At 44.6% G+C, this 20223-nt stretch carries 19 protein-coding genes; 7 read left to right on the top strand and 12 right to left on the bottom strand.

The window, feature by feature from the left end:
- Positions 1–59: 59 nt before the first annotated feature.
- Positions 60–827 (bottom strand): SDR family NAD(P)-dependent oxidoreductase, encoded by a 768-nt coding sequence (locus ACED53_RS16340; RefSeq protein ID WP_102579760.1) that lies wholly within the window; start codon positions 825–827, stop codon positions 60–62.
- Between the two features lie 105 nt (positions 828–932).
- On the opposite strand from ACED53_RS16340, the gene ACED53_RS16335 reads away from it, so the two are divergent.
- Positions 933–1271, top strand: a complete 339-nt coding sequence (locus tag ACED53_RS16335; RefSeq protein WP_017100832.1) for a helix-turn-helix domain-containing protein — start codon at positions 933–935, stop codon at positions 1269–1271.
- A gap of 47 nt (positions 1272–1318) precedes the next feature.
- Here ACED53_RS16335 and ACED53_RS16330 read toward each other — a convergent pair whose 3' ends face one another.
- Positions 1319–2224 (bottom strand): LysR family transcriptional regulator, encoded by a 906-nt coding sequence (locus ACED53_RS16330; RefSeq protein WP_029225470.1) that lies wholly within the window; start codon positions 2222–2224, stop codon positions 1319–1321.
- Positions 2225–2434: 210 nt separating this feature from the next.
- Between ACED53_RS16330 and ACED53_RS16325 the strand changes: the two genes are divergently transcribed.
- Positions 2435–3154, top strand: coding sequence for an SDR family oxidoreductase (locus ACED53_RS16325; RefSeq protein ID WP_017100834.1), 720 nt, complete (start codon positions 2435–2437; stop codon positions 3152–3154).
- A gap of 111 nt (positions 3155–3265) precedes the next feature.
- Here the strand turns inward: ACED53_RS16325 and ACED53_RS16320 are convergent, their stop codons facing one another.
- The 3 genes from ACED53_RS16320 to ompW all read right to left on the bottom strand — a co-directional run bounded on the left by ACED53_RS16320 (position 3266) and on the right by ompW (position 7045).
- Entirely contained in the window at positions 3266–5179 is a 1914-nt protein-coding gene (locus tag ACED53_RS16320; protein ID WP_102250162.1) for a TRAP transporter fused permease subunit, read from the bottom strand.
- A 73-nt stretch (positions 5180–5252) separates the two neighbouring features.
- Positions 5253–6185, bottom strand: coding sequence for a TAXI family TRAP transporter solute-binding subunit (locus tag ACED53_RS16315; protein WP_017102057.1), 933 nt, complete (start codon positions 6183–6185; stop codon positions 5253–5255).
- Positions 6186–6397: 212 nt separating this feature from the next.
- Positions 6398–7045 (bottom strand): outer membrane protein OmpW, encoded by a 648-nt coding sequence (gene ompW, locus ACED53_RS16310; RefSeq protein WP_009846262.1) that lies wholly within the window; start codon positions 7043–7045, stop codon positions 6398–6400.
- Positions 7046–7445: 400 nt separating this feature from the next.
- Between ompW and glgC the strand changes: the two genes are divergently transcribed.
- The 4 genes from glgC to ACED53_RS16290 all read left to right on the top strand — a co-directional run bounded on the left by glgC (position 7446) and on the right by ACED53_RS16290 (position 10793).
- Positions 7446–8666, top strand: coding sequence for a glucose-1-phosphate adenylyltransferase (glgC, locus tag ACED53_RS16305; RefSeq protein ID WP_102250185.1), 1221 nt, complete (start codon positions 7446–7448; stop codon positions 8664–8666).
- A gap of 442 nt (positions 8667–9108) precedes the next feature.
- Positions 9109–9465, top strand: coding sequence for a ribosome hibernation-promoting factor, HPF/YfiA family (hpf, locus tag ACED53_RS16300; protein ID WP_009846260.1), 357 nt, complete (start codon positions 9109–9111; stop codon positions 9463–9465).
- Between the two features lie 283 nt (positions 9466–9748).
- Complete coding sequence (locus ACED53_RS16295; RefSeq protein ID WP_004732998.1) at positions 9749–9904, top strand: DUF3012 domain-containing protein; 156 nt, start codon at positions 9749–9751, stop codon at positions 9902–9904.
- 109 nt (positions 9905–10013) lie between these two features.
- Entirely contained in the window at positions 10014–10793 is a 780-nt protein-coding gene (locus ACED53_RS16290) for an HAD-IIB family hydrolase (protein ID WP_029225623.1), read from the top strand.
- A gap of 175 nt (positions 10794–10968) precedes the next feature.
- On the opposite strand, the gene phnE (ACED53_RS16285) is transcribed toward ACED53_RS16290, so the two are convergent.
- The 7 genes from phnE (ACED53_RS16285) to ACED53_RS16255 all read right to left on the bottom strand — a co-directional run bounded on the left by phnE (ACED53_RS16285) (position 10969) and on the right by ACED53_RS16255 (position 19641).
- The gene (gene phnE, locus ACED53_RS16285) at positions 10969–11772 is read right to left on the bottom strand and encodes a phosphonate ABC transporter, permease protein PhnE (protein ID WP_017102056.1); all 804 of its coding nucleotides are present in this window, start codon (positions 11770–11772) and stop codon (positions 10969–10971) included.
- The gene (gene phnE, locus ACED53_RS16280; protein ID WP_017102055.1) at positions 11772–12596 is read right to left on the bottom strand and encodes a phosphonate ABC transporter, permease protein PhnE; all 825 of its coding nucleotides are present in this window, start codon (positions 12594–12596) and stop codon (positions 11772–11774) included. The genes phnE (ACED53_RS16285) and phnE (ACED53_RS16280) overlap by 1 nt, the downstream gene beginning before the upstream one ends.
- On the bottom strand, positions 12584–13354 hold the full coding sequence (gene phnC, locus ACED53_RS16275) for a phosphonate ABC transporter ATP-binding protein (protein WP_004732991.1): 771 nt from the start codon (positions 13352–13354) through the stop codon (positions 12584–12586). Before phnC ends, phnE (ACED53_RS16280) begins: the two co-directional genes overlap by 13 nt.
- A 127-nt stretch (positions 13355–13481) precedes the next feature.
- The gene (gene phnD / locus ACED53_RS16270) at positions 13482–14522 is read right to left on the bottom strand and encodes a phosphate/phosphite/phosphonate ABC transporter substrate-binding protein (RefSeq protein ID WP_029225622.1); all 1041 of its coding nucleotides are present in this window, start codon (positions 14520–14522) and stop codon (positions 13482–13484) included.
- A gap of 300 nt (positions 14523–14822) precedes the next feature.
- Positions 14823–16043 carry a glycerophosphodiester phosphodiesterase family protein gene (locus tag ACED53_RS16265; RefSeq protein ID WP_029225621.1) on the bottom strand — a complete coding sequence of 407 codons (1221 nt, stop codon included), beginning with the start codon at positions 16041–16043 and terminating at the stop codon, positions 14823–14825.
- A 275-nt stretch (positions 16044–16318) separates the two neighbouring features.
- Complete coding sequence (locus ACED53_RS16260) at positions 16319–17671, bottom strand: sigma-54 dependent transcriptional regulator (protein ID WP_102579761.1); 1353 nt, start codon at positions 17669–17671, stop codon at positions 16319–16321.
- Complete coding sequence (locus tag ACED53_RS16255; RefSeq protein ID WP_017102052.1) at positions 17668–19641, bottom strand: ATP-binding protein; 1974 nt, start codon at positions 19639–19641, stop codon at positions 17668–17670. Before ACED53_RS16255 ends, ACED53_RS16260 begins: the two co-directional genes overlap by 4 nt.
- Positions 19642–20071: 430 nt before the next feature.
- Here ACED53_RS16255 and ACED53_RS16250 point away from each other — a divergent pair, with 430 nt between their 5' ends.
- The gene (locus tag ACED53_RS16250) at positions 20072–20212 is read left to right on the top strand and encodes a GyrI-like domain-containing protein (protein ID WP_371715269.1); all 141 of its coding nucleotides are present in this window, start codon (positions 20072–20074) and stop codon (positions 20210–20212) included.
- The last annotated feature ends 11 nt before the right edge of the window (positions 20213–20223 follow it).

Raw genomic sequence — 20223 nt, 5'->3', positions numbered from 1 at the left:
CATCAAGGAGGCCATCTCGCCGCTATTTCCTGCGCGACAGCCACCTAAAAGAATCCTAATTAATTGCGGCCAGCAATCACACCGCCATCAACATCCCAGATTGCACCCGTTACCCAATCAGCACTGTCTGACAGTAAGAAAGAGATGCTATTGGCGATATCTTTCGGCAAACCGACTCGACCAATCGGGTGGAACACATTGAAACCCTCTAGCGCTTGATCCACTTCTTCCGGTTTAATGAAAGATTCGTAAATCGGCGTTTTAACCACAGCCGGAGACACCGCATTTACACGAATGTTATGTTCAGCCAGTTCCATTGCCATGTGCTGTGTTAATGCGTGCAAGCCAGCTTTAGCCATTGAATAGGCAGAAGATGGCGTCGCTTTGATTGCCTGCTTACCCCACATAGAGCCAACGTTAACCACACTGCCACCGCCGTTCTTGATCATCAATTTACTTATCGCTTGAGTGATGAAGAAGGTTGCTTTATTGAGCTGCATGTATTGCTCGTAATCAGATTCTTGATGCTCGATAAACGCTTTAGGGTTGAAGTAGCCCGCCGCATTAACAAGGTAACCAATACCCTCTTCAAGCGACTCTAGATGCGCAATGAGATTAGCTACACTCGCATCATCATAAAGGTTAGCTTGCCAACCTGAAGCGTGACCTAACGATTGCAATTCTGACACCGCTTTATCTAACTTAGTTGGGTTATTGCCGACAACCAACACATGGATGCTCTGAGCGACTAACTGCTTCGCTGTTTCAAAGCCCATACCACTTGTGCCACCGATTACGACTGCAATACCATTTTTAGTGAAGTTCATTTTGTTATCTCCTAAGTCATGTGAACGTGGTAATCTTAGGCTTTGAACTAACACCATGAATAGTAAGTACAAATCGGTTAGGTAGGTACTTATTGGTACATCTTTATGAAAAATCAGGAAAACTTTTTTTCAAGAAAATCAACACCAGAGCGCTCAGCTCGCATGGTCGAAACCATCTACGGCTGTAAATGGTCGCTAACGGTTTACCAATTACTGGCAAATGGTATTAATCGCCCCGGTGAAATGGTGCGGTCAGTAGAAGGATTATCGACCAAGGTATTGAATGAATGTTTGAAGCGAAATGTAGAATTCGGGATTTTAGATAAGCAAATGTTCAACGAACTGCCACCAAGAGTTGAGTACCAAGTGACACCGTTCGGTGAGAAGTTCTTGTTGATTCTAGACCAGCTGGAAAACCTACAAAACGAAATCGACGAGATGTAAGCCCACGCGAATCTGCTCTATTCCAAATAATGGTCAGCACGCACTATTTAGCTGACTGGCATTTGATCAAAACGGCCTTTCACAAAATCAATGAAGGTTCGAATTCGACTTGGTTGATAGCGGTCTCGATGGTAGATCGCTGAAAAGTCCACTTTAGGTACTATCCACTCATCAAACACTTGCAGCAGTTGCCCGTCGTTGAGTTCTTGCAAGCAATAGATGGTTGGAACACGAATAATCCCATTGCCCGACTTGGCGCCCTGTACCAACACTCGTCCATTCTTACATTGCAGCCTGCCCGTCACATGCACATCGACCATTTTCTTGGTGTCATCCAAAGCTTGAAAACTCCACTTGCGCACTGAGCCAGTTAAGCAATCATGATGGATCAGATCTTTAGGGTGATTTGGCTTCCCTTTGCGAGCGAAATACTCAGGGCTTGCGAGCGTTCCCATCTCTATGTCCAAAAGCTTTCTTGCGATAAAGCCCGCGTCTTCTAGGCTCCCCATACGAAAAGCGATATCAAAGGCGTCTTCAATCAAATCGACTCGGTTACTGCTGAAATCAAGGCTGATGCTGATGTCTGGGTAGAGCTGCATAAACTCATTCACCAAATCCGCGATGATCACTTCACCAAGATAACCACCGACACAGTTTACTTTTATGTCGCCACGTACTTCTTCGACATCGTCCACAGCAGCAATCAGAGCTTGGTCTATGTTATCGAGGGCTTGCTCACATCTCGCGTACAGATCTTGCCCTGCGTGCGTCAGCCTCAAGGTTCGAGTGGTGCGGATAAACAGTGTTACACCCATCTGCTTTTCTAGGCTACTCACTTGGCGTGATACGTGGGAACGAGACACATCCAACTCCTCTGCCGCTTTGGTGAAATTACCTAAACGAGCGATAAGCACGAAGGAGCGAATATCAGACAGGTTAATTTGATTGAGCATAGTCACCAGCTTACTAATGAAGTTATGAGATAGACGCCTTTATTGTTGCACCACAGCAACAGTGTTTCAAGTAAAGCGCTATATATCAACAATGCTATTTTCCTTAATATACTTCCATCGCAACGAAGCAAGGCAACAAGCACTTGATTCGAATGCACTTAAACAACACGTCGTAGCCAACCGACGCAATTAAAGTACAGAGGAAATAAAATGAAAAAACTAATCGTAATTACAGGTGCAAGCTCTGGTATTGGTGAAGCAATCGCTCGTCGTCTAAGCGATGAAGGTCACCCTCTGCTACTTTTAGCTCGTCGTGTTGACCGCCTTGAAGCGCTGAACCTACCAAACTCACTGTCAGTAAAAGTAGACGTAACAGACAAAGCGTCTTTTGATGCAGCAATCGCACAAGGTGAAGCGAAATTTGGCCCTGTAGACGCGCTTGTCAACAACGCTGGTGCAATGCTTCTTGGTCAAATCGATACTCAAGACGCTCAAGAGTGGAAGACAATGTTCGACGTGAACGTGATTGGCCTTCTAAACGGCATGCAATCTGTACTTGCTCCTATGATGGAACGCAATACAGGTACTATCATCAACATCAGCTCAATCGCGGGTAAGAAAACATTCCCAAGCCACGCAGCTTACTGTGGTACTAAGTTCGCTGTTCACGCGATTTCTGAGAACGTTCGTGAAGAAGTTGCGGCTTCAAATGTTCGTGTTACCACTATCGCACCGGGTGCTGTAGAAACTGAGCTTCTGTCTCACACAACATCTCAAGAGATCAAAGACGGTTACGATTCTTGGAAAGAAGACATGGGCGGCGTATTGGCTGCTGACGATATTGCTCGCGCGGTATCGTACGCTTACCAACAACCACAGAATGTATGTATCCGTGAGATTGCTCTAGCACCAACTAAGCAACAACCGTAAGTTTCAGTGATTAACTTACGTAACGTCTTTGTTTAATTGATGTATAGAGAAAGGGACTTTTACTATACATAGTAAAGGTCCCTTTTTTCTTTTGTCCGAACTCGATAAACACTAGGTTTGTTTTGCGATCTCTCGACCACGCCATTGAATCACAATCAGTGCGACAATAATTACAATCCCCAAAGGTCCTAGCCCGAATGGATTGAGTAGCAATAGTGGAATGGCAAGTAATGCTGCTAAGCGCTCAACCATGCTCAGTGAACGAATCAAATACCCTTCAATTGCGATCGCTATCGCGACAATAATAGTCAGCGTCTGGACGATTGACAAAAGCAACGCTGGCATTCCGTCGTCAGGATTCACAAGGCTTGTGTATGCCATCATAATTGGGATGATGAACAGACCACCCGCCAACTTGAACGCTTCTACCGAAGATTTCATTGGGTTAGCATTCGCTACACCAGCCCCAGCAAAAGCAGCCAAGGCTATAGGTGGCGTTACGTTCGAGGTTTGAGACAGCCAAAATACGATAAGGTGAGCAGTTAACAATGGTAAGCCAAAATCGCTTAGCATTGGTACAGCCATAACCGCCAACACAATATACGCCGCTGTTACAGGTAAGCCCATACCCAAAATTAAAGCCACTAAACTGATTAAGCCCAATGCAATAAGCATGTAGCCACCAGAGAAGTCCATCACAAACTGAGTAAACTGCAAACCGATTCCTGTTTGCCCTACCACACCAACAATAATGCCCGCCGCACCACACGCTGCAGAAATCGGCAACGCCATCAGTGCACCATTTTTCATCCCTTCAATGAATTTCTTCAATCCGATTCGACTGTGTTTACGCAGCGCCGCGGTTAGTAGAATTGCACTGCAACCCGCAACACCAACTAGCAACGGTGAGTAAGCCATCATTAAGAGTGCCGTTATCAAGATCAACGGAATCAGGTGGTGAGCGCCATCTTTCATCACCGAAACCACGGCTTCTGTTCTGCTTACAGCTTTGAGGTTCAACTTGCACGCCATTAGATGAACGTAAAGCAAAGTACAGAAAAAGTATAAAATAGCAGGAGCAATCGATGCGATCATGATTTCGCTGTAAGGCACACCAGTAAACTGCGCCATCACGAACGCACCAGCCCCCATAATTGGTGGCATAATTTGCCCACCCGTAGAGGCGGCAGCTTCAATACCTGCGGCTTGCTCTGGTTTATAACCGAGCTTCTTCATCATAGGGATCGTAATTGAGCCTGTGGTCACCGTATTCGCTATCGCAGAACCAGAAATAGAACCCAAACCTGCCGATGCCAATACCGCGGCTTTCGCAGGGCCGCCACGGTATTTACCGGCGATTGAGAATGCGAGATCAATAAAGAATTTACCGGCTCCGGTCACCTCTAGAAATGCACCAAACAACACAAAGATGAATACCGTTGTCGCGGCGATCCCTAACGCAGAACCAAATACACCATTAGCGGAGTAAATCTGGAACTGAATCAGCTCTTGTAGCGTGTAAGCCTTAATAGAAAAACCACTTGGCAGCATGTCACCGAACGCGCTATACGCAAGGAACAACACTGCGATTAACACCATCACCCAACCAACAGTACGTCGGCATCCTTCTAGCAGCAGTACCAACAAAGCACTACCAGCAAACATGTCAGCAAATTGAAGGCCATAAAACAGATGATTGATATCGTTATAATCGAATATCCATAAACGGTAGCCAGCAAACACCACCACGGCACACAAGATCACATCGATCAGCTTGCCCACAATAAAGAGCTTGTTCTTTCGGTTAGAGAGCAATGGAAAGTGAAGGAAGATCAATACCAATACCCAACACAAGTGGATGGGTCTAAAATAGGTTGCCGAGATCGTTGAACTCACGCCTTGCCATATCTGAAAAGCCGACAGTGCTACTGCAACAACTAAAGTCAAATAACCCATTGTTTTCACGAGTTTTTCATAGGGTAATAGTTGGGGTGACGCATTTTGATTATCAGGGGTAATATCCATATTAATGCCTGCTGGATAAGAACGAATTGATAAAAAGGGCAAGTGAGATTTCACTTGCCCTGAGGTAGAGATGTTACTTGCTTACCGAATCTAGGTACTTCTGAGCACCAGCATGAATCGGTACGCCTTGCAGTCGAGAAGCATTCTCTGGTGTGGTCATTTCAGCCATTTTCACGACTTTACGAATATCACCGATGTTCTCAAAAGCGGCTTTAGTCAGATTGTAAGCCATGTCATCACTCATGTTGGCATTAACCACCAATACGTTCCACACACTAAGTGTCGATACTGGATCAACCTTATTGTAAACACCTGCTGGAATGTCGTAAGCACTGTAGGCTGGATATTGTCTCATGAAGTTAGCACTCTCTTCTTCAGAGATAGAAATCACCTTAACGTCGTGAGTTAACGCAATCTGTGTTACCGCGCCAACACCTTGACCACCAACAATGAAACCCACATCGATTTGACCATTCGCCAAAGCATTAGTGGTTTCTGAGTAATTAAGGTAAACCGCATCAATATCTTTTTTCACATCAATACCCATCGACTCAAGTAGTGCTGCAGATGTTACTGCCGTACCACTAGCAGGGGCCCCAAGGGAAACACGTTTACCTTTGAGTTGCGATAATGAATCAATACCAGAGTTTTTAAGAGTGATGGTATGAACTAGATTTGGATATAGAGCAAACAGCGTTTTCACTGGCATTTTCTTAGGAAATTTACCTTCGCCATTGTAGGCATCCAGAACCACGTTACCCATTGCAATCCCGGCGATCATATCGCCACGTACAACCTTGATGGTGTTCTCGACTGACGCTGCTGTCACTTCTGCTTTTGCATTCACATCCGGTACGTTTTCAGACCAGACTTTAGCTAATGCGCCACCAAATGGGTAATAGATACCACTTTGACCGCCTGTACCGATTGAATAGTTTTCTGCACTTGCCATCGTAGGCAGAATCGCGAGTAAAGCTACTAATAAGTTACGTTTAAGCACAATCATCTCCTTGATTATTAACCGTAATTAGATATACACCTAACTACAGGCTTTATTTTCTGTTCGTTTTTTGAGCCGTTCAAACATTACATGCGATCGAATATTGTGCAATTAAATACTATGCAATTGTGAAGCAAGTGTTAAATTGATCACTTATCAATAAAAAAGCGCCCAAGCTGGCTGGAGCTTGAGCGCTTTTAACAAACTAAAGATGTTGATTAGAAGTTGTAACCACCACCGATCATGAATACCCATGGATCAATATCAACGTCTGTTGAGTACTGTTTCCCACCAGCCTTGTACTTGGCTGTAGTATCGATGTCTGCGTACCAGACGGATGCGTTTAAAAACCAGTCGTCGTTGATCATGTAATCCATACCAACATTCGCAGCCAGTCCCCACGAATCATCAAGAGACAAGTCACTTAAACCAGCATCTTTAGCTGCACCATTAAGCTCTTCGTCAAAGAATACGGTGTAGTTAATACCAGCACCTACGTAAGGACGGAACTTGCTGTTTGCTTCGCCGAAGTAGTACTGAACCATCAACGTTGGTGGTAAATGTTTTGTCTCGGCGATATCACCTAAACCACCATGGTTTGTAGAAATTGTATGGGAGAACGGCGTCGCTGCAAGAATCTCGAGACTGATGTTGTCTGTAAACATGTAGCCAAATGTCAATCCAAGTTGGGTATTTGAATCCACACCAAATTTTGAACCCGATGTCTCCAAAACATCTCCACTGCTATCGTTAGGAGACACTATTGCGGCACCAGCACGGATGATGAAATCACCCTCTTTATGAGCAAAAGCACTAGTTGACATAAGAGCCGCAATAACCGCAATACCACATACTGTTTTTTTCATTATAATTTCCTTTTGAGGGCTTAATCGTTATTGGTGAATGAGTAATCATTTCTTATTTTGCGTGCAAGGTAGCATATAATAACCCTACTTTATTGATGGAAATCAATTTGTGAAAACTTGTGAGAACTTATGTAAATTTGCATCTACTTGATCACTTTATTGCTTCATTTTATTGACAGTTTTGTAATGCAACTTTCCCGTGCGTCATTTCGTTAATTTAACCCATTCACCTTGCCCGGATCTATTTGGATCAAAATAGAGCAAGCCAACACCTCGTACGCATCAACTTGGTGCAATCTCGCAGAATTCATTCTCATCTCGTTTAATATTCAATGAGTTACATTTGGCTCAGCGCTTGCAAGTCTATGTTCATAATCATAAATACATTGAGGTTCTGACCATGCAAGACACTCTTACAATCGTTCTGGCCGGCGGTGTTGGCTCTCGGCTTTCTCCCCTTACCGATAACCGTGCAAAACCTGCGGTACCTTTTGGCGGTAAATATCGGATCATCGATTTCACGCTCGCGAACTGCTTACACTCTGGGCTGCGCCAAATTTTGGTGCTGACTCAGTACAAGTCTCACTCTTTACAAAAACATTTAAGAGATGGTTGGTCGGTGCTTAACCCCGAGCTCGGCGAATACATCACCAATGTCCCCCCACAAATGCGTACAGGTGATAGTTGGTATAGCGGTACTGCCGATGCGATTTATCAAAACTTGTATCTGCTTTCTCGTAGCGAAGCTAAGCATGTAGTGGTGTTATCAGGCGACCATATCTATCGCATGGATTACGCGCCAATGCTCAAGCAACATAAAAAGAACGAGGCCGATCTAACCGTAGCGTGCATGGAGGTTTCGATTGATGAAGCCAAAGAATTTGGTGTGATGGAGATAGATGAATCTCTAGAGATCAATAACTTTACCGAAAAGCCACGCTACCCTGCATGTGTCCCCGGTAGGCCGACTCGAAGCATGGCTTCAATGGGTATTTACGTCTTTGATAAAGAGGTATTAACACAAGCGCTACTGACGGATGCCGAAGATCCGAATTCAAGCCATGATTTCGGTAAAGACATTATTCCTAAATTGGTCGGCAACAACAGTGTTTACGCGTATAAGTTTGGCGACGAAGAAGGCCGAGTGACCCAAGATGCGTACTGGAGAGATGTGGGTACCATCGACTCTTACTACCAGTCTAATATGGATCTGTTAAAGCCAGCCTCACCTATCGATTTATACCAACCAGATTGGGCAATTCGCACCTACGAGCCGCAACTGCCACCTGCACGCACCATTGCTTCTGTAGAAGGAAACCAAGGAATATTCATCAACTCAATGATAGCGAATGGCGTAGTGATCGAAGGCGGCTCTGCGCAAAACTCTATCTTCTTCCCGAAAGTGAAAGTCAGTAATGCCGCGATTGTGATTGATAGTATTCTGTTTGAAGATGTTGAGATTGGGAAAAATTGCCACATACAAAACTGCATCATAGATAAGAACGTCAAAGTGCCAGATGGCACCCAAATCGGTATTGATAACCTTGCCGACGCTAAACGCTTTCACATATCGAAACAAGGCGTCATTGTGGTGCCCTCTTCTTACCAATTTGAAGAATAGCTATTGCTAAAACCAGATGGCGCTATAAAGGCAACCAAGAGTTGCCTTATTCAATAGTCGCATTCACGGAGCTTTGCTTTTTTATATAAACCATACTTTTTATATCAACTGCAGTGATTTAATAAGAAAGCAATATCGGCATCAAACTAGCAATGATTTATAAAACTTAAACTAGAATAAGTATTTGAGCTGACGTTTGGTTAAGGCGATAAAACCTAGGCTGGCAAGGTAGATTAGAGGAATGCTTCGCGAGTGAGGTATTTTTGAACATGTATTGAAAACACGAAACATAATATGCGATCAGTTCTTCGGACTTTCAAGGGAGTAAAGGGAGATTATTTGATAACACTGAAGTGAATCACACATGTGCTATTTCGCAGTTGGTTAAACTAACCGATGTTTGCTACGTTTAAATGACACAGTCATTGGAAAGGTATGATTTATGAAAATAAATGTTCAAACACATCATGTATCAATTAACGACGAGTCACGCAAAGACATCGAAGGTAAATTCGAGAAGATATCTAACCATTTCCCATCACTGATCAGCTGCGACATCATCATCACAAAAGAACATGGTCAACACCAGGTTGAAGTGTTCACCAACTACGAAGGTGTACGTGTAAACGCAAAAGCTACAGATGACGTTATGTATCCAGCTATCGCTTCAGCACTCAAGAAACTTGAAGCAGGCCTAAGTAACCGTAAGGGACAATTGAAATCAGACTTACACGAGAAACCAACGAGCACGAAGCCAGAAATCGCTTCGGACATCATCCAAGAGATGAAACTGGTATAACTCGATAAGTAGTTAAAGCGCACTAACAAATAGAAGCGCACAAGAATTTCAAAGCCAGCATGCGTTGCTGGCTTTTTCGATCTACACCTCAATCAATTTATCAATCAACCTATTGCTTTGATTTGACTGTCACGACTGTCTAACACGCGTTCGCTTCCAACCTTAAAACACAGCCCAATCCTAGATCGTTTTGACCAACTTATGTCACTGACTGCTATAACAATCCTTAGTAGTATTTGATACAGTTATAAGCAAGAATTTAAACAACAAAGGAATGTTTATTATGAAAAAAATTGCATTAATTCTATTTCTCGCGACTCAACTTATGGCCTGTACAGAAGTGGGCAGTGAAGCTTGGTGTACTGATATGAAAGAGAAACCGAAAGGCGACTGGACTGCCAATGAAGCCGGTGATTTTGCTAAACATTGTGTTTTCTAAACACGGTTAAGCGTTAATTAACGTCACTTAGTCAGACTGAGAGAAAGACGTTTAACGACGAACTAAGCACTCCACGCAACACAATAAACCCGAATAAGTGAGTTTGAGGATGGAACACCAACTAGGCAATAACTGGAAGCACATCGAATGGGTATTAACCGACGTCGATGACACGCTCACTTGGCAAGGCTCACTCCCTCCTGAAACCTTGATTGCGTTACAAAAGCTAAGAGACAATGGAATCAAAGTGGTCGCGGTGACTGGCGCTTGTGCGGGTTGGTGTGATCATATTGCACAACTATGGCCTGTCGATGCTGTGCTTGGAGAGAACGGCGCCTTCTTATTAGAGAAACAAGATGGTGCATTACAGCTTTCATCGGAAACACCACTAGAGCAAGTGCGCCAGAGCCAAACCAAGCTAAAACAACAAGTTGAAGCGATCTTGTTGAGTTACCCCGACCTCTCGCTAACTTTGGATCAATCTTACCGCTTGTGTGAGGTCGCGATTGATATCGGCCAAAACCGTGAACCTGTTGACCCTGAAGTAGTGCAAGTGGTACTTAAAAGAATACACGCTTTAGGCGCACACGCGACGGCAAGTTCGATTCATATCAATGCTTGGTATGGCGAGCACTCAAAGAAAAACTCAGTACATCGTTTTCTGGCTAATAAAGGCCTATCGCTTGAACAAACCCACAAGCAAGCGTGTTATGTCGGCGATTCAATGAATGATCAACAGATGTTCGAATCACTACCACTCACCGTTGGCGTGGCAAACATTCAGCATTATTGGGATAAGTTAGATCATCATCCAAGTAAGGTGATGTCGCAGCCGGGTGGCTATGGGTTTGCAGAATTTGTGGATGCGCTGCTGGCAGTTAAAAGCTAGACACTTAAAACGAGTCACGCCCTTCTACTTCTAACAAGGTCTTAGGTCACTCAATAGACATAAAAAAACGACCGCTAGGTAGACCGAAGTACCTAGGGTCGTTTGAGCTTCAAAATGCTAGATAAGCTCTTAACTTTGACACATCACACAAAACACGCTGCATTGCACCATATGTTTATATGAGTTTGTTACGGATGTGGATCACCACTGCTTCTGCAACGATAACCACTGCGAAGATACTCACTAATACCATCGAAACTTTTTGCCACTCAAAAAGGTTCTGCGCATCGTTTAGCACCACGCCAATACCACCAGCGCCTACTAACCCCAATACCGCAGATTCACGCACATTGATGTCCCAACGGAACAATACGATGGAATAGAATGCGGGCATCACTTGTGGCCAATACCCTTTAAGCAAGATACTCATCCAAGAAGCGCCGGTTGCACGCAGAGCTTCGATAGGCCCCATGTTCACTTCAGCAATCGCTTCCGCTAACAGCTTCCCTACAAAGCCGATACTGCGAATAGCAATTGCCATAATGCCTGCGAGAACACCGGGGCCAAATAGTGCGATAAACAACAAAGCCCAAACCAATGAGTTCACAGAGCGTGAAGACACCAGAAAGAATTGAGCCACCCAGTTCAGCGCTTTATTAGGTGTGATATTCGGCGCGTTCATCAGCGCCAAAGGGATAGCAAATACCAAGGTAAACAAGGTACCTAACGTCGCGATGTGCAGTGTCTCAATCATCGCTGCGTGAATCGACTCAGGATAGAACGCGTAATCCATTGGCACCATACGCTCGAACATGTCGGCAAACTGGGCTGGCGCGTCGTATAGGAACTCAGGAATTACTTCAACGGTTTGCCAAGACCAAACAATCGCACACACTAAGCTAAGGTAAACGGCAAATCGAGCCACGCGTTCGTTTGGTGTAAAGCGCTGCCACTCTTTATCGATAGATGCAGTTGTCATTAGAAGATTCTCCTAACAATGTTGGAAAGAAATTCACCCACAAGAATCAATGCGATAATGGTGATCAAAATAGCGGCGACAAAGTCGTAATCAAAACGTTGGAATGCTGAGAAAAGCGTACCGCCAAGACCACCCGCACCCACAATGCCAACCATGGTTGAGTTACGTAAGTTTGAGTCCAATTGGTAGCTAGCAAAGCCAATGAAACGAGTAAATACCTGTGGCATAACCGCGTACAGAATGACGCTGACAAAGCTCGCCCCCGTTGCTTTAATCGCTTCAACCGGTTTAAAAGAGATCTCTTCAATGGCTTCAGCGAAAAGCTTGGCAATAAAACCAATCGATGCGAATACCAAAGTCAGGATCCCCGCAAGGGCACCAAAGCCGACCGCTTTCACGAATAGAATTGCGATGATCACTGGGTGGAAAGAACGACACAGTGCGATGAAGCCACGAATAGGTGTCGATACAATCGAAGGCATCATGTTTCTTGCGGCAAGTAAGCCAAGGAACAGTGAAATGATGATGCCGAAGAAACTCGAAATGATCGCTATCTGTAAGCTTTCCGCTAATCCACTCAGCAGTAAGCTAGTACGCGAAAAATCAGGCGGAAACATTCTTGATAGTAACCGCTCACTTTCACCAAAGCCGATGATCAAACGATCAAAGGTCAGCCCTAACGTCGAGAAACTGTAAAACAGATAAGCAACTATCGCAGCGATAATGGCTCGGTTAGTCCATGAAGTTTTGAACGGGTTTTCATGCTTCGCTGGCGATGCGCTTGATGGAATACTTGGCGACGAGCTTGGGTTTAATCCAGCCATGACTCACCCCCATAAATGATTTTTAGATCTTCTTCTGAGATCCCTTCAGGGCTACCGTCATAATGAACTTTACCGTTACACATGCCGATGATGCGCTTGGCATAACGCTTGGCTAAGTTCACATCGTGGATGTTAACCAACACGGGAATGTTTTTCTGCTCTGCGAATGTCTCCATCAACTCCATGATCTCAACCGCTGTTTTCGGGTCGAGTGATGACGTCGGTTCATCCGCCAATAAGATATATGGGTCTTGCATAACGGCGCGAGCGATACCGACACGCTGTCTTTGGCCGCCCGATAAGCTGTCGGCACGTTGGTTAGCAAAGTCTTGCAGGCCAACAAATTCAAGTAACTCGAACGCTTTGGCGAGGTCTTGCGCAGAGTAGTTACGACGCCATGCATTCCAAGCGGTCATGTAACCCAAACGGCCACTCAACACGTTCTCGATAACCGTTAAACGTTCCACGAGGTTATATTCTTGAAACACCATACCGATATGTCGACGCTGTTTACGTAGCGCTTGGCCTTTTAGTTGAGTCAGGTCTGCGCCATCAAATATGATCTCACCTTGGCTTGGATCGTTGAGTCGGTTGATACAGCGCAGAAGCGTACTTTTACCGGTACCAGATGGACCAATGATCGCGATGATACCTGGCTCATCGATATCAATATTAATGCCTTTAAGGATTGGCTTGCCCGCCACGTATTCGTGGAAAAGGTTGTTTATCTTTATTCCTTCATAGCTTGCTACGGCCATACTGCATTTCCTTGTGCGAATTTTAGAATGATCTATGCCCTACCCGCGAGGGCATAGATATTTAGTTGAAGTAGGTGTTTTTAAAGAACTAAGTCTTTCTAAAACTTAGTCTTCTAATAAAAAAGAACTAGCCGTTGTTTGCTTGTTTTGCTAGCTCAGCGGCTTTTTTCTTTGCTCGTTTAGCCGCATCTTTTTCAGCCAATTTCTTCAAGCCAGTTTTGGTGTAAGCCGTACCTGTCGCATGAGCGATATCACGAATCACATCCCACTCTTCTTTGTAGCTGATTGGCGAGAAACGGTCGGCACCTTTAAACGATGCGCTCATTTCTGGTGTAAAGCGGTAGCTAAAGAAAGCTTCGTTGATCTTCTCAACCAGTTCTGGTTTTAGGTTGTAAGCATAGCCAAACGCAGACGTTGGGAAGCGTGGGCTACGGTAGATGATCTTCAGTTCAGAATCGTCAACACGACCTGCTGCTACCATACGATCGTACACGTCCGATGCCACAGGTGCTGCGTCATAATCTCCATTGAAGACGCCTAGAATCGATTGGTCATGCTTACCTGAGTAAAGCACTTTGTAATCTTCATCTGGCACTAGGCCTTTCGCTGGAAATAACGCACGTGGAGCTAGGTTGCCAGAGTTGGAAGATGCAGAAGTGTGTGCAACCTTTTTGCCTTTCAGATCAGCCATTTTGTTAATGCCGCTGTCTTTACGAACAATCGTGATTAGGTTGTAGCCTTGGAAGCCAGACTCATCGCCCTTCACCGCAATTGGAACGTAACCTGCTAAGTTAACTGCGTAGCCTGTTGGACCCGTAGAGAAACCAGCAACGTGCAGTCGACCAGAACGCATCGCTTCTACTTGCGCAGAGTTCGAGTGAACTGTGTAGTAAATCACTCGCTTACCCGTGATTTTACTTAGGTGAGCTTGGAAATCCGCAAACGCATCTTTGTACAACGCAGGGTCTTCTACTGGCGTATAAGTAAACACAAGCGTACTTGGGTCGTTCCACTCATCTGGGTTCTTTGGTGAATCGGCCACCAAATCTTGGTTTTCATCACAGTATCGATCGTCTAACACACCACGGCTAGAGCAGTCGCTTGCCATAGCCATTGAAGGAAGTAGTAATGAGCTAGCGATTAACAGTCCTTTAACACTGATTTTCATATTCAAACCTTACTTTTACTTATTGTTGAAAGTCACCTTCACTATTGCAGCCTTTGTGCCACCTTTTAATTTATTTTATTTCAATCACTTAAAGAAAAATCTAAATTGGCAAATTACTTTTGTGTCATTACTGTCCAACCGAGAAGTCTCTATTTGGGTCATTTATGTCCCACCAATTTCGGTGGTAAAAAAGAGCCCGAAGGCCCTTTGGTTCACTGCTTTTTCTCTTATTATTCTTTGGCTAAGCGCTCTCTATACAAACGCTATAATTAGCAGGCGTAACAGCGCTCTCAGAATCGCCTATGCGTCGCTGTCCATGCAGTTAGCGTAATAAGTTACCGTTGCAGGCCAATCGCTGAATACGCCCATCACACCAACATCTTGTGCCAACACATCAAGCATTTTCATCATATCGCCATCATTGTTGATGCCATCTTTCACGCTCTTGTAATACCAACCACCGCCTTGCGCTAGCGGGCCAGAACGTTCCAGTGTCCATGCGATAATGTCGAGGTCTGCATCCTTAGCCAGTTTCGCGTAGTTAGACGCCACTAATTCGTTGTTCTTATCAAGTTCAACCAAAGCAAACAGAGGTGGTGCGATGATATTCACGCCCGCATCGTGTAGCTCCTTCATGTTTTCAACAGACGCGACAAAGTCCGCTTGCTCATAGACACGGTCGTCAAGATAAACGGCTTGCTTACCGAACTTAGGCGTCTCATTAACCCAGTACTTAACATCATCTAAGTTGAATGACTGTAGGTAAGTCTCTGAAGGCTCAAAACCCGCCTCTTTCAGCTCATCCACCAGCTTCTGCGCGTACATCTCTTGGCTAAAGCCATTGAAAGGCATTTCTACCGCCGCCGATTTTAGCTCAGGAGTCACCTTCACGCCGTGCTCTTTAAACAATGCCGCACTTTCTGCGTGTGTCATCAGTGTGCCACTTTGGCTGTAAAGATCGGTTCTCCAACCAGGTGTGCCATTCATGTACTCTTCGACCGTGGTGGCTTTTGGATTCGCACCATCCATTTTCCCTTTCAGAGTCTTAAACTCCGCCAACGTGAAATCAGAGGTACGACACTCAACCTGCGCATCTTCGCCTGTCGCAGGGTTTGCTGGCGTAAACGGTGTCGAACACTTCTTAGCAAGATCGGGATGTGCCAAAACATCGGTTGTGGTGTGTAGATCACTTTGCGAGTGACGACATACCAACGCCTTATCTTTAGTGAAAGTCACATCACATTCCACGACACCCGCGCCCATTTGAATCGCGGCTAAGTAGGATTCCTTGGTGTGCTCAGGAAACTGCATCGCAGCTCCGCGATGTCCAATAGAAAAATCACTACGGTGAAAAGGTCCTTCACTGCAACTCAACAGCTTGGTTTTCAAAGGGCTCTCATCCATATTGTTCACTAAAAAGAGGGGACGAGGACCTAAGTCGGCTGATTCTGCTGCGGCCCATGCCGTCATCGAGCTCACGCCTAGTATCAGAGCAATCGAACCTTTCAGTATTTGCTTCATGTTTGTATCTCCTTGCAACAAGCAATTATTTTTCTAACTTCCTTTATTCGATCATTCGGTGTTGGATAGCTGTCATATATAGATAGCTGTCATATATATTTTGACTCAGCACCGAATAACCTCATGTGAACGTATGCCACAACGTAGTGATTGCACGCATTGTGCCAAATGTTAAAGCCCTTTTATTACAATCACTTGAAACGGTTAACCATTCGACTAAAAGTTAATTGGGTCATTGTTGTCTTGTGCTTTTATTAAGCGAATGGATGAACCAGCTAGGCCTTGAAGCTCTCTTTATCCAATTGGTGTTTCTTCATTTTTCGATAAAGGGTTTTACGCGGTAAATTCAGCTTGCTTGATACCTCGTTAATGTTGCCAGCGCTTTCAATAAGCGCCTCAGTCAGAACATTTCGTTCGTACTGCTCCATCTGTCTTTCAAAGGCAAAATCTTCTCCGGACGTTTCACAAATTGGTGATTGAAGATCGAAGCCATCACCAACAATACCAAGTACAAATCGGTCGGCGACATTGCGTAATTCACGCACGTTACCCGGCCATTCGTGTCGACATAGCTGCTGTATTTGTTCAGGGTAAATCGTTGACGGACGCGTCTTGTATTTATGACTCGCTTGAATCACAAAATGGCGGAATAACACCTGAATGTCTTCTTTGCGTTGACGCAATGCGGGAAGGTTTAAGCTAGCAATATTAAGACGATAGAAGAGATCGGCTCTGAACTCCCCCGTTTCACTCAGGCTCGCGAGATCAGCTTTGCTGGCGGCTACCACCACAATATCGACCGGGATTAACTCGTTACCACCAACGCGCTCAATCATTCTTTCTTGAATGACGCGCAACAGTTTAATTTGCACCGCAATTGGCATGCTTTCGATTTCATCAAGGAACAGAGTTCCGCCATTGGCTTGTTCTATTTTGCCAATGCGTTTCTTGTTGGCACTGGTAAACGAACCCGCTTCATGGCCAAACAACTCACTTTCGATAATGCTTTCTGTCATGCCGCCACAGTTGATCGCGACAAAGGGCTTCGCCTTACGACGGCTAAATTGATGCAACGCGCGAGCAATCACCTCTTTGCCCGTTCCTGTTTCGCCGTTGATGATGGTATCAACACCGGTATGAGACAGTGCGAGCACTTGCTTACGTATCGTATCCATAGCTTTGGATTGGCCAATAACCACCGTTTCAATCGGTAAACCCTCTTGCCCATCGCCATCCGTGGTTGATGGGCAACTGTGCTGAGACTGGGCAATCGCCAAATCAAGCTTCTCCACCAGCTCACTCGAATTAAGCGGTTTTTCTAGGAAGTCAAAAGCGCCCAACTTCATCGCTTCGATCGCCATTGGGATATCGCCATGACCACTCATCAATAAAACGGGCACATTTGGGGCACGGTGTTGGATTGAGCTCAACAACGTCAAACCGTCCACTTTCGGCATGCGCACGTCACACAGTACAACCGACGGGCTGTTTGCTTTGAGCGATTTAAGGCCAAGGTTAGGGTCGGTAAAGGTCGTGACGCTAAAACCTTCTAGCTCCAACATTTCACTCACGGCTTCAACGACATCGATTTCATCATCGATAAGAACTATGTGTTTTTCTGCAGTCATGAGGCTATGCCTTTTGGTAGAGTGACGATAAAAGTAGTGCCTTGGTGTTCAACTGATTCCACGTGAATCGAGCCGCCAAAGTCTTTTATGATGTTGTATGCGATAGACAAACCGAGTCCAAGCCCCTTGCCTGTTGTCTTGCGGGTATAAAATGGATCAAACAGGTGCGGAATGTCCTCTTCAGGTATCCCTAACCCGTTGTCCATCACCAAAATCTGAATGGTATTCGAATGATCTTGAGTAGAGATGCTGAGCTCTGGTTGCTCTCTGTGTTCAATCGCATCCAGAGCATTGCTGATCAAATTCACCAGTACCTGTTCTAAGCGAATGTTGTTAGCTCGAACCATCTGGCTGCTTTGGGGCGAATACTGAATCGACACAGCGCTCTGTCGGGTTTCAAACAGGTCAATCGCATCACCAATCACCTTATTCAATTCAACGTTATCAATTTTGCCATCACTCTTACGTGAGAAGGCCTTTAGGTGACGAGTAATCGCAGCCACTTTGTCTAACAAAATCTCGATCTTTTTTAGGTTCTCTTCTGCCCTGTCAGGCCTTTGCTTGCCTAACCATAATTGAGCACTTCGAACGTGACTGTTTACTGCGGTCAGAGGTTGATTGATCTCGTGCGTGATCCCAACACTGAGCTGCCCCAATGCAGCCAGTTTTCCTGCTTGGATCAACTCATCTTGAGTCACTCGTAGTTTAGCTTCGGCTAAGGTACGTTCTTCTACCTCCGCCTCTAATTTACGATTGGTTTGCTTAACAACTTTAGCCGTGGTCTGGAATACCTTTAGGTACTTAGCCATTTGTGTTACTTCGTCTTTGCCACGAATGGAAACCTCGGTATCTAAATGGCCGGTAGAAATCGCGAACATGTTGTCTTTGAGCTGTAAAAGCCTTTCTAAAATACTCTTACGCACGTAGAACCACGAAATGGCAGCGGCAGCCAACACGCTAAACAGAGAAAGAAAAAGAGAGAGTTGTTGGTTCGATTGTAAAGACAGCTGCGCCTGCTGAATCGATTGGTCAATATTGCTATTCACCTTGCTGGTGTTGCTTTCGATCTGCACGGTTAACTGATTCAAATGTTCACGGCTGTTTTGCAGGAAATATTGCTCTTGGTAAAGATGATCGAGCGCTTTGTTTTTCATCCCATATAAGCTGCTATCACTGGAGGCGAGGTTATAGATCACTGTGAGTTGATGATCTAATTCAGGAAAATCATGTCTTAAATCACCACTGACCCAAAGTTTCCACCACTCTTCACCAACTTGCTCTAAACGGTAGCTGGTGTAATCGAGCTCATTAAAACTTGAGTCGTTATACAGCTTCTCTACCAAGCCTAATTGGTAATAAAGCAGAGATTTCAACTGAGTATATTGGATTTGGTCTTTGGCTGAACCAGGCAAACTGTCAAGTGAATCACTGGCTTGTTGCAATAGAGGATAAAAGCCTTCAAGTAAATTGCGAAGTTCTTGATTGAGTTGTTCTGACTCAATCTCACTTTGATACAACAGGCTCAGACTATTATTAACTTGGGCGATAAGATCTTTAAAATAGGCGTGATAATCAGAGAACTGAACCATAACGCTATTCATCACTGAAATGGCCTCTTCAATTTTAAGCATCGCCTGCTTACGTTCTAGATTCGATTCAGCGTCACTGAGCTGAGATGAGGTCGTGATAATCACACGCACCATGTCATTGAGGCGTGCAGCGTTATCTAAGGCGGGGATTTCACTCTCTTTTAATTCAACGAGGCGTTGGTTTAGATCGTCAAAAGTAAAGCTAGAAACAACCGAAAGGAAGATGGTGGTCATCGATAACATAGCCAATGCCAACACCAAGCGCAGTTCAATGCCTTTCCAACCAAACCACTTGCGACGCGGGATTTTGCTCGAAAACAGGCGTTCAAAACTGTCTTTGTTTTCTATCACCTCGGAGACATGACTACTCACTCGCTCCACCTTCTCTCATCATAAAATCAACAGGATCCGTCAATGATTCAATCAGTTAGGTGGTTTACCTATTTAATCTTACATCTAATAGCTTTAGTGAAACTATTAAACGAGGAGTAATCATTAACATTTCACATAAGATATCATAACAATTATTTTATAAATCTTGAGCTGTCTGTTTTGCGATAATAGAAGGTGACCTCACCGACAGAAACGCGATTACTTTATCAATCCCTGTCTGAGGACATTTTAGTTTGAGCACTTCCAATAACGTCTGATCATTTATCATAGAGATTGATCGTATTGGGCTTATCATTCGCAAAACGGTCTTGAATCTAAACTTTCAGACAAATTAGCAATAATGGAAAATCATTGAGTCTCGCAGTGTAGGACACTACCTATGTCGAAATAGGATGGATGTATCGATCGCAAGACAATTTTGGGTGGCAAATATGCCAAGGCCTTGCACAAAGGTACTTACGAGAAACTCTCTGAAGCATACCGTTATTTACTCTTGAAATGGCTACCAGACAGTGGCGGTGTTTTTCAAGGTAGTTGTCATCATTTGCTTGCTTATTAAGCAGCTTCTCT

Source organism: Vibrio sp. 1F169 (assembly GCF_041439605.1).
Classification (GTDB): Bacteria; Pseudomonadota; Gammaproteobacteria; order Enterobacterales; family Vibrionaceae; genus Vibrio; species Vibrio tasmaniensis_A.
This window is presented reverse-complemented; position numbering and strand designations above follow the sequence as displayed.

What these genes read in the sequence shown, in the direction of transcription:
- ACED53_RS16340 (WP_102579760.1), bottom strand. Translation starts at nt 827, where the DNA reads ATGAACTTCACTAAAAATGGTATTGCAGTCGTAATCGGTGGCACAAGT.
- ACED53_RS16335 (WP_017100832.1), top strand. Translation starts at nt 933, where the DNA reads ATGAAAAATCAGGAAAACTTTTTTTCAAGAAAATCAACACCAGAGCGC.
- ACED53_RS16330 (WP_029225470.1), bottom strand. Translation starts at nt 2,224, where the DNA reads ATGCTCAATCAAATTAACCTGTCTGATATTCGCTCCTTCGTGCTTATC.
- ACED53_RS16325 (WP_017100834.1), top strand. Translation starts at nt 2,435, where the DNA reads ATGAAAAAACTAATCGTAATTACAGGTGCAAGCTCTGGTATTGGTGAA.
- ACED53_RS16320 (WP_102250162.1), bottom strand. Translation starts at nt 5,179, where the DNA reads ATGGATATTACCCCTGATAATCAAAATGCGTCACCCCAACTATTACCC.
- ACED53_RS16315 (WP_017102057.1), bottom strand. Translation starts at nt 6,185, where the DNA reads ATGATTGTGCTTAAACGTAACTTATTAGTAGCTTTACTCGCGATTCTG.
- ompW (WP_009846262.1), bottom strand. Translation starts at nt 7,045, where the DNA reads ATGAAAAAAACAGTATGTGGTATTGCGGTTATTGCGGCTCTTATGTCA.
- glgC (WP_102250185.1), top strand. Translation starts at nt 7,446, where the DNA reads ATGCAAGACACTCTTACAATCGTTCTGGCCGGCGGTGTTGGCTCTCGG.
- hpf (WP_009846260.1), top strand. Translation starts at nt 9,109, where the DNA reads ATGAAAATAAATGTTCAAACACATCATGTATCAATTAACGACGAGTCA.
- ACED53_RS16295 (WP_004732998.1), top strand. Translation starts at nt 9,749, where the DNA reads ATGAAAAAAATTGCATTAATTCTATTTCTCGCGACTCAACTTATGGCC.
- ACED53_RS16290 (WP_029225623.1), top strand. Translation starts at nt 10,014, where the DNA reads ATGGAACACCAACTAGGCAATAACTGGAAGCACATCGAATGGGTATTA.
- phnE (WP_017102056.1), bottom strand. Translation starts at nt 11,772, where the DNA reads ATGACAACTGCATCTATCGATAAAGAGTGGCAGCGCTTTACACCAAAC.
- phnE (WP_017102055.1), bottom strand. Translation starts at nt 12,596, where the DNA reads ATGGCTGGATTAAACCCAAGCTCGTCGCCAAGTATTCCATCAAGCGCA.
- phnC (WP_004732991.1), bottom strand. Translation starts at nt 13,354, where the DNA reads ATGGCCGTAGCAAGCTATGAAGGAATAAAGATAAACAACCTTTTCCAC.
- phnD (WP_029225622.1), bottom strand. Translation starts at nt 14,522, where the DNA reads ATGAAAATCAGTGTTAAAGGACTGTTAATCGCTAGCTCATTACTACTT.
- ACED53_RS16265 (WP_029225621.1), bottom strand. Translation starts at nt 16,043, where the DNA reads ATGAAGCAAATACTGAAAGGTTCGATTGCTCTGATACTAGGCGTGAGC.
- ACED53_RS16260 (WP_102579761.1), bottom strand. Translation starts at nt 17,671, where the DNA reads ATGACTGCAGAAAAACACATAGTTCTTATCGATGATGAAATCGATGTC.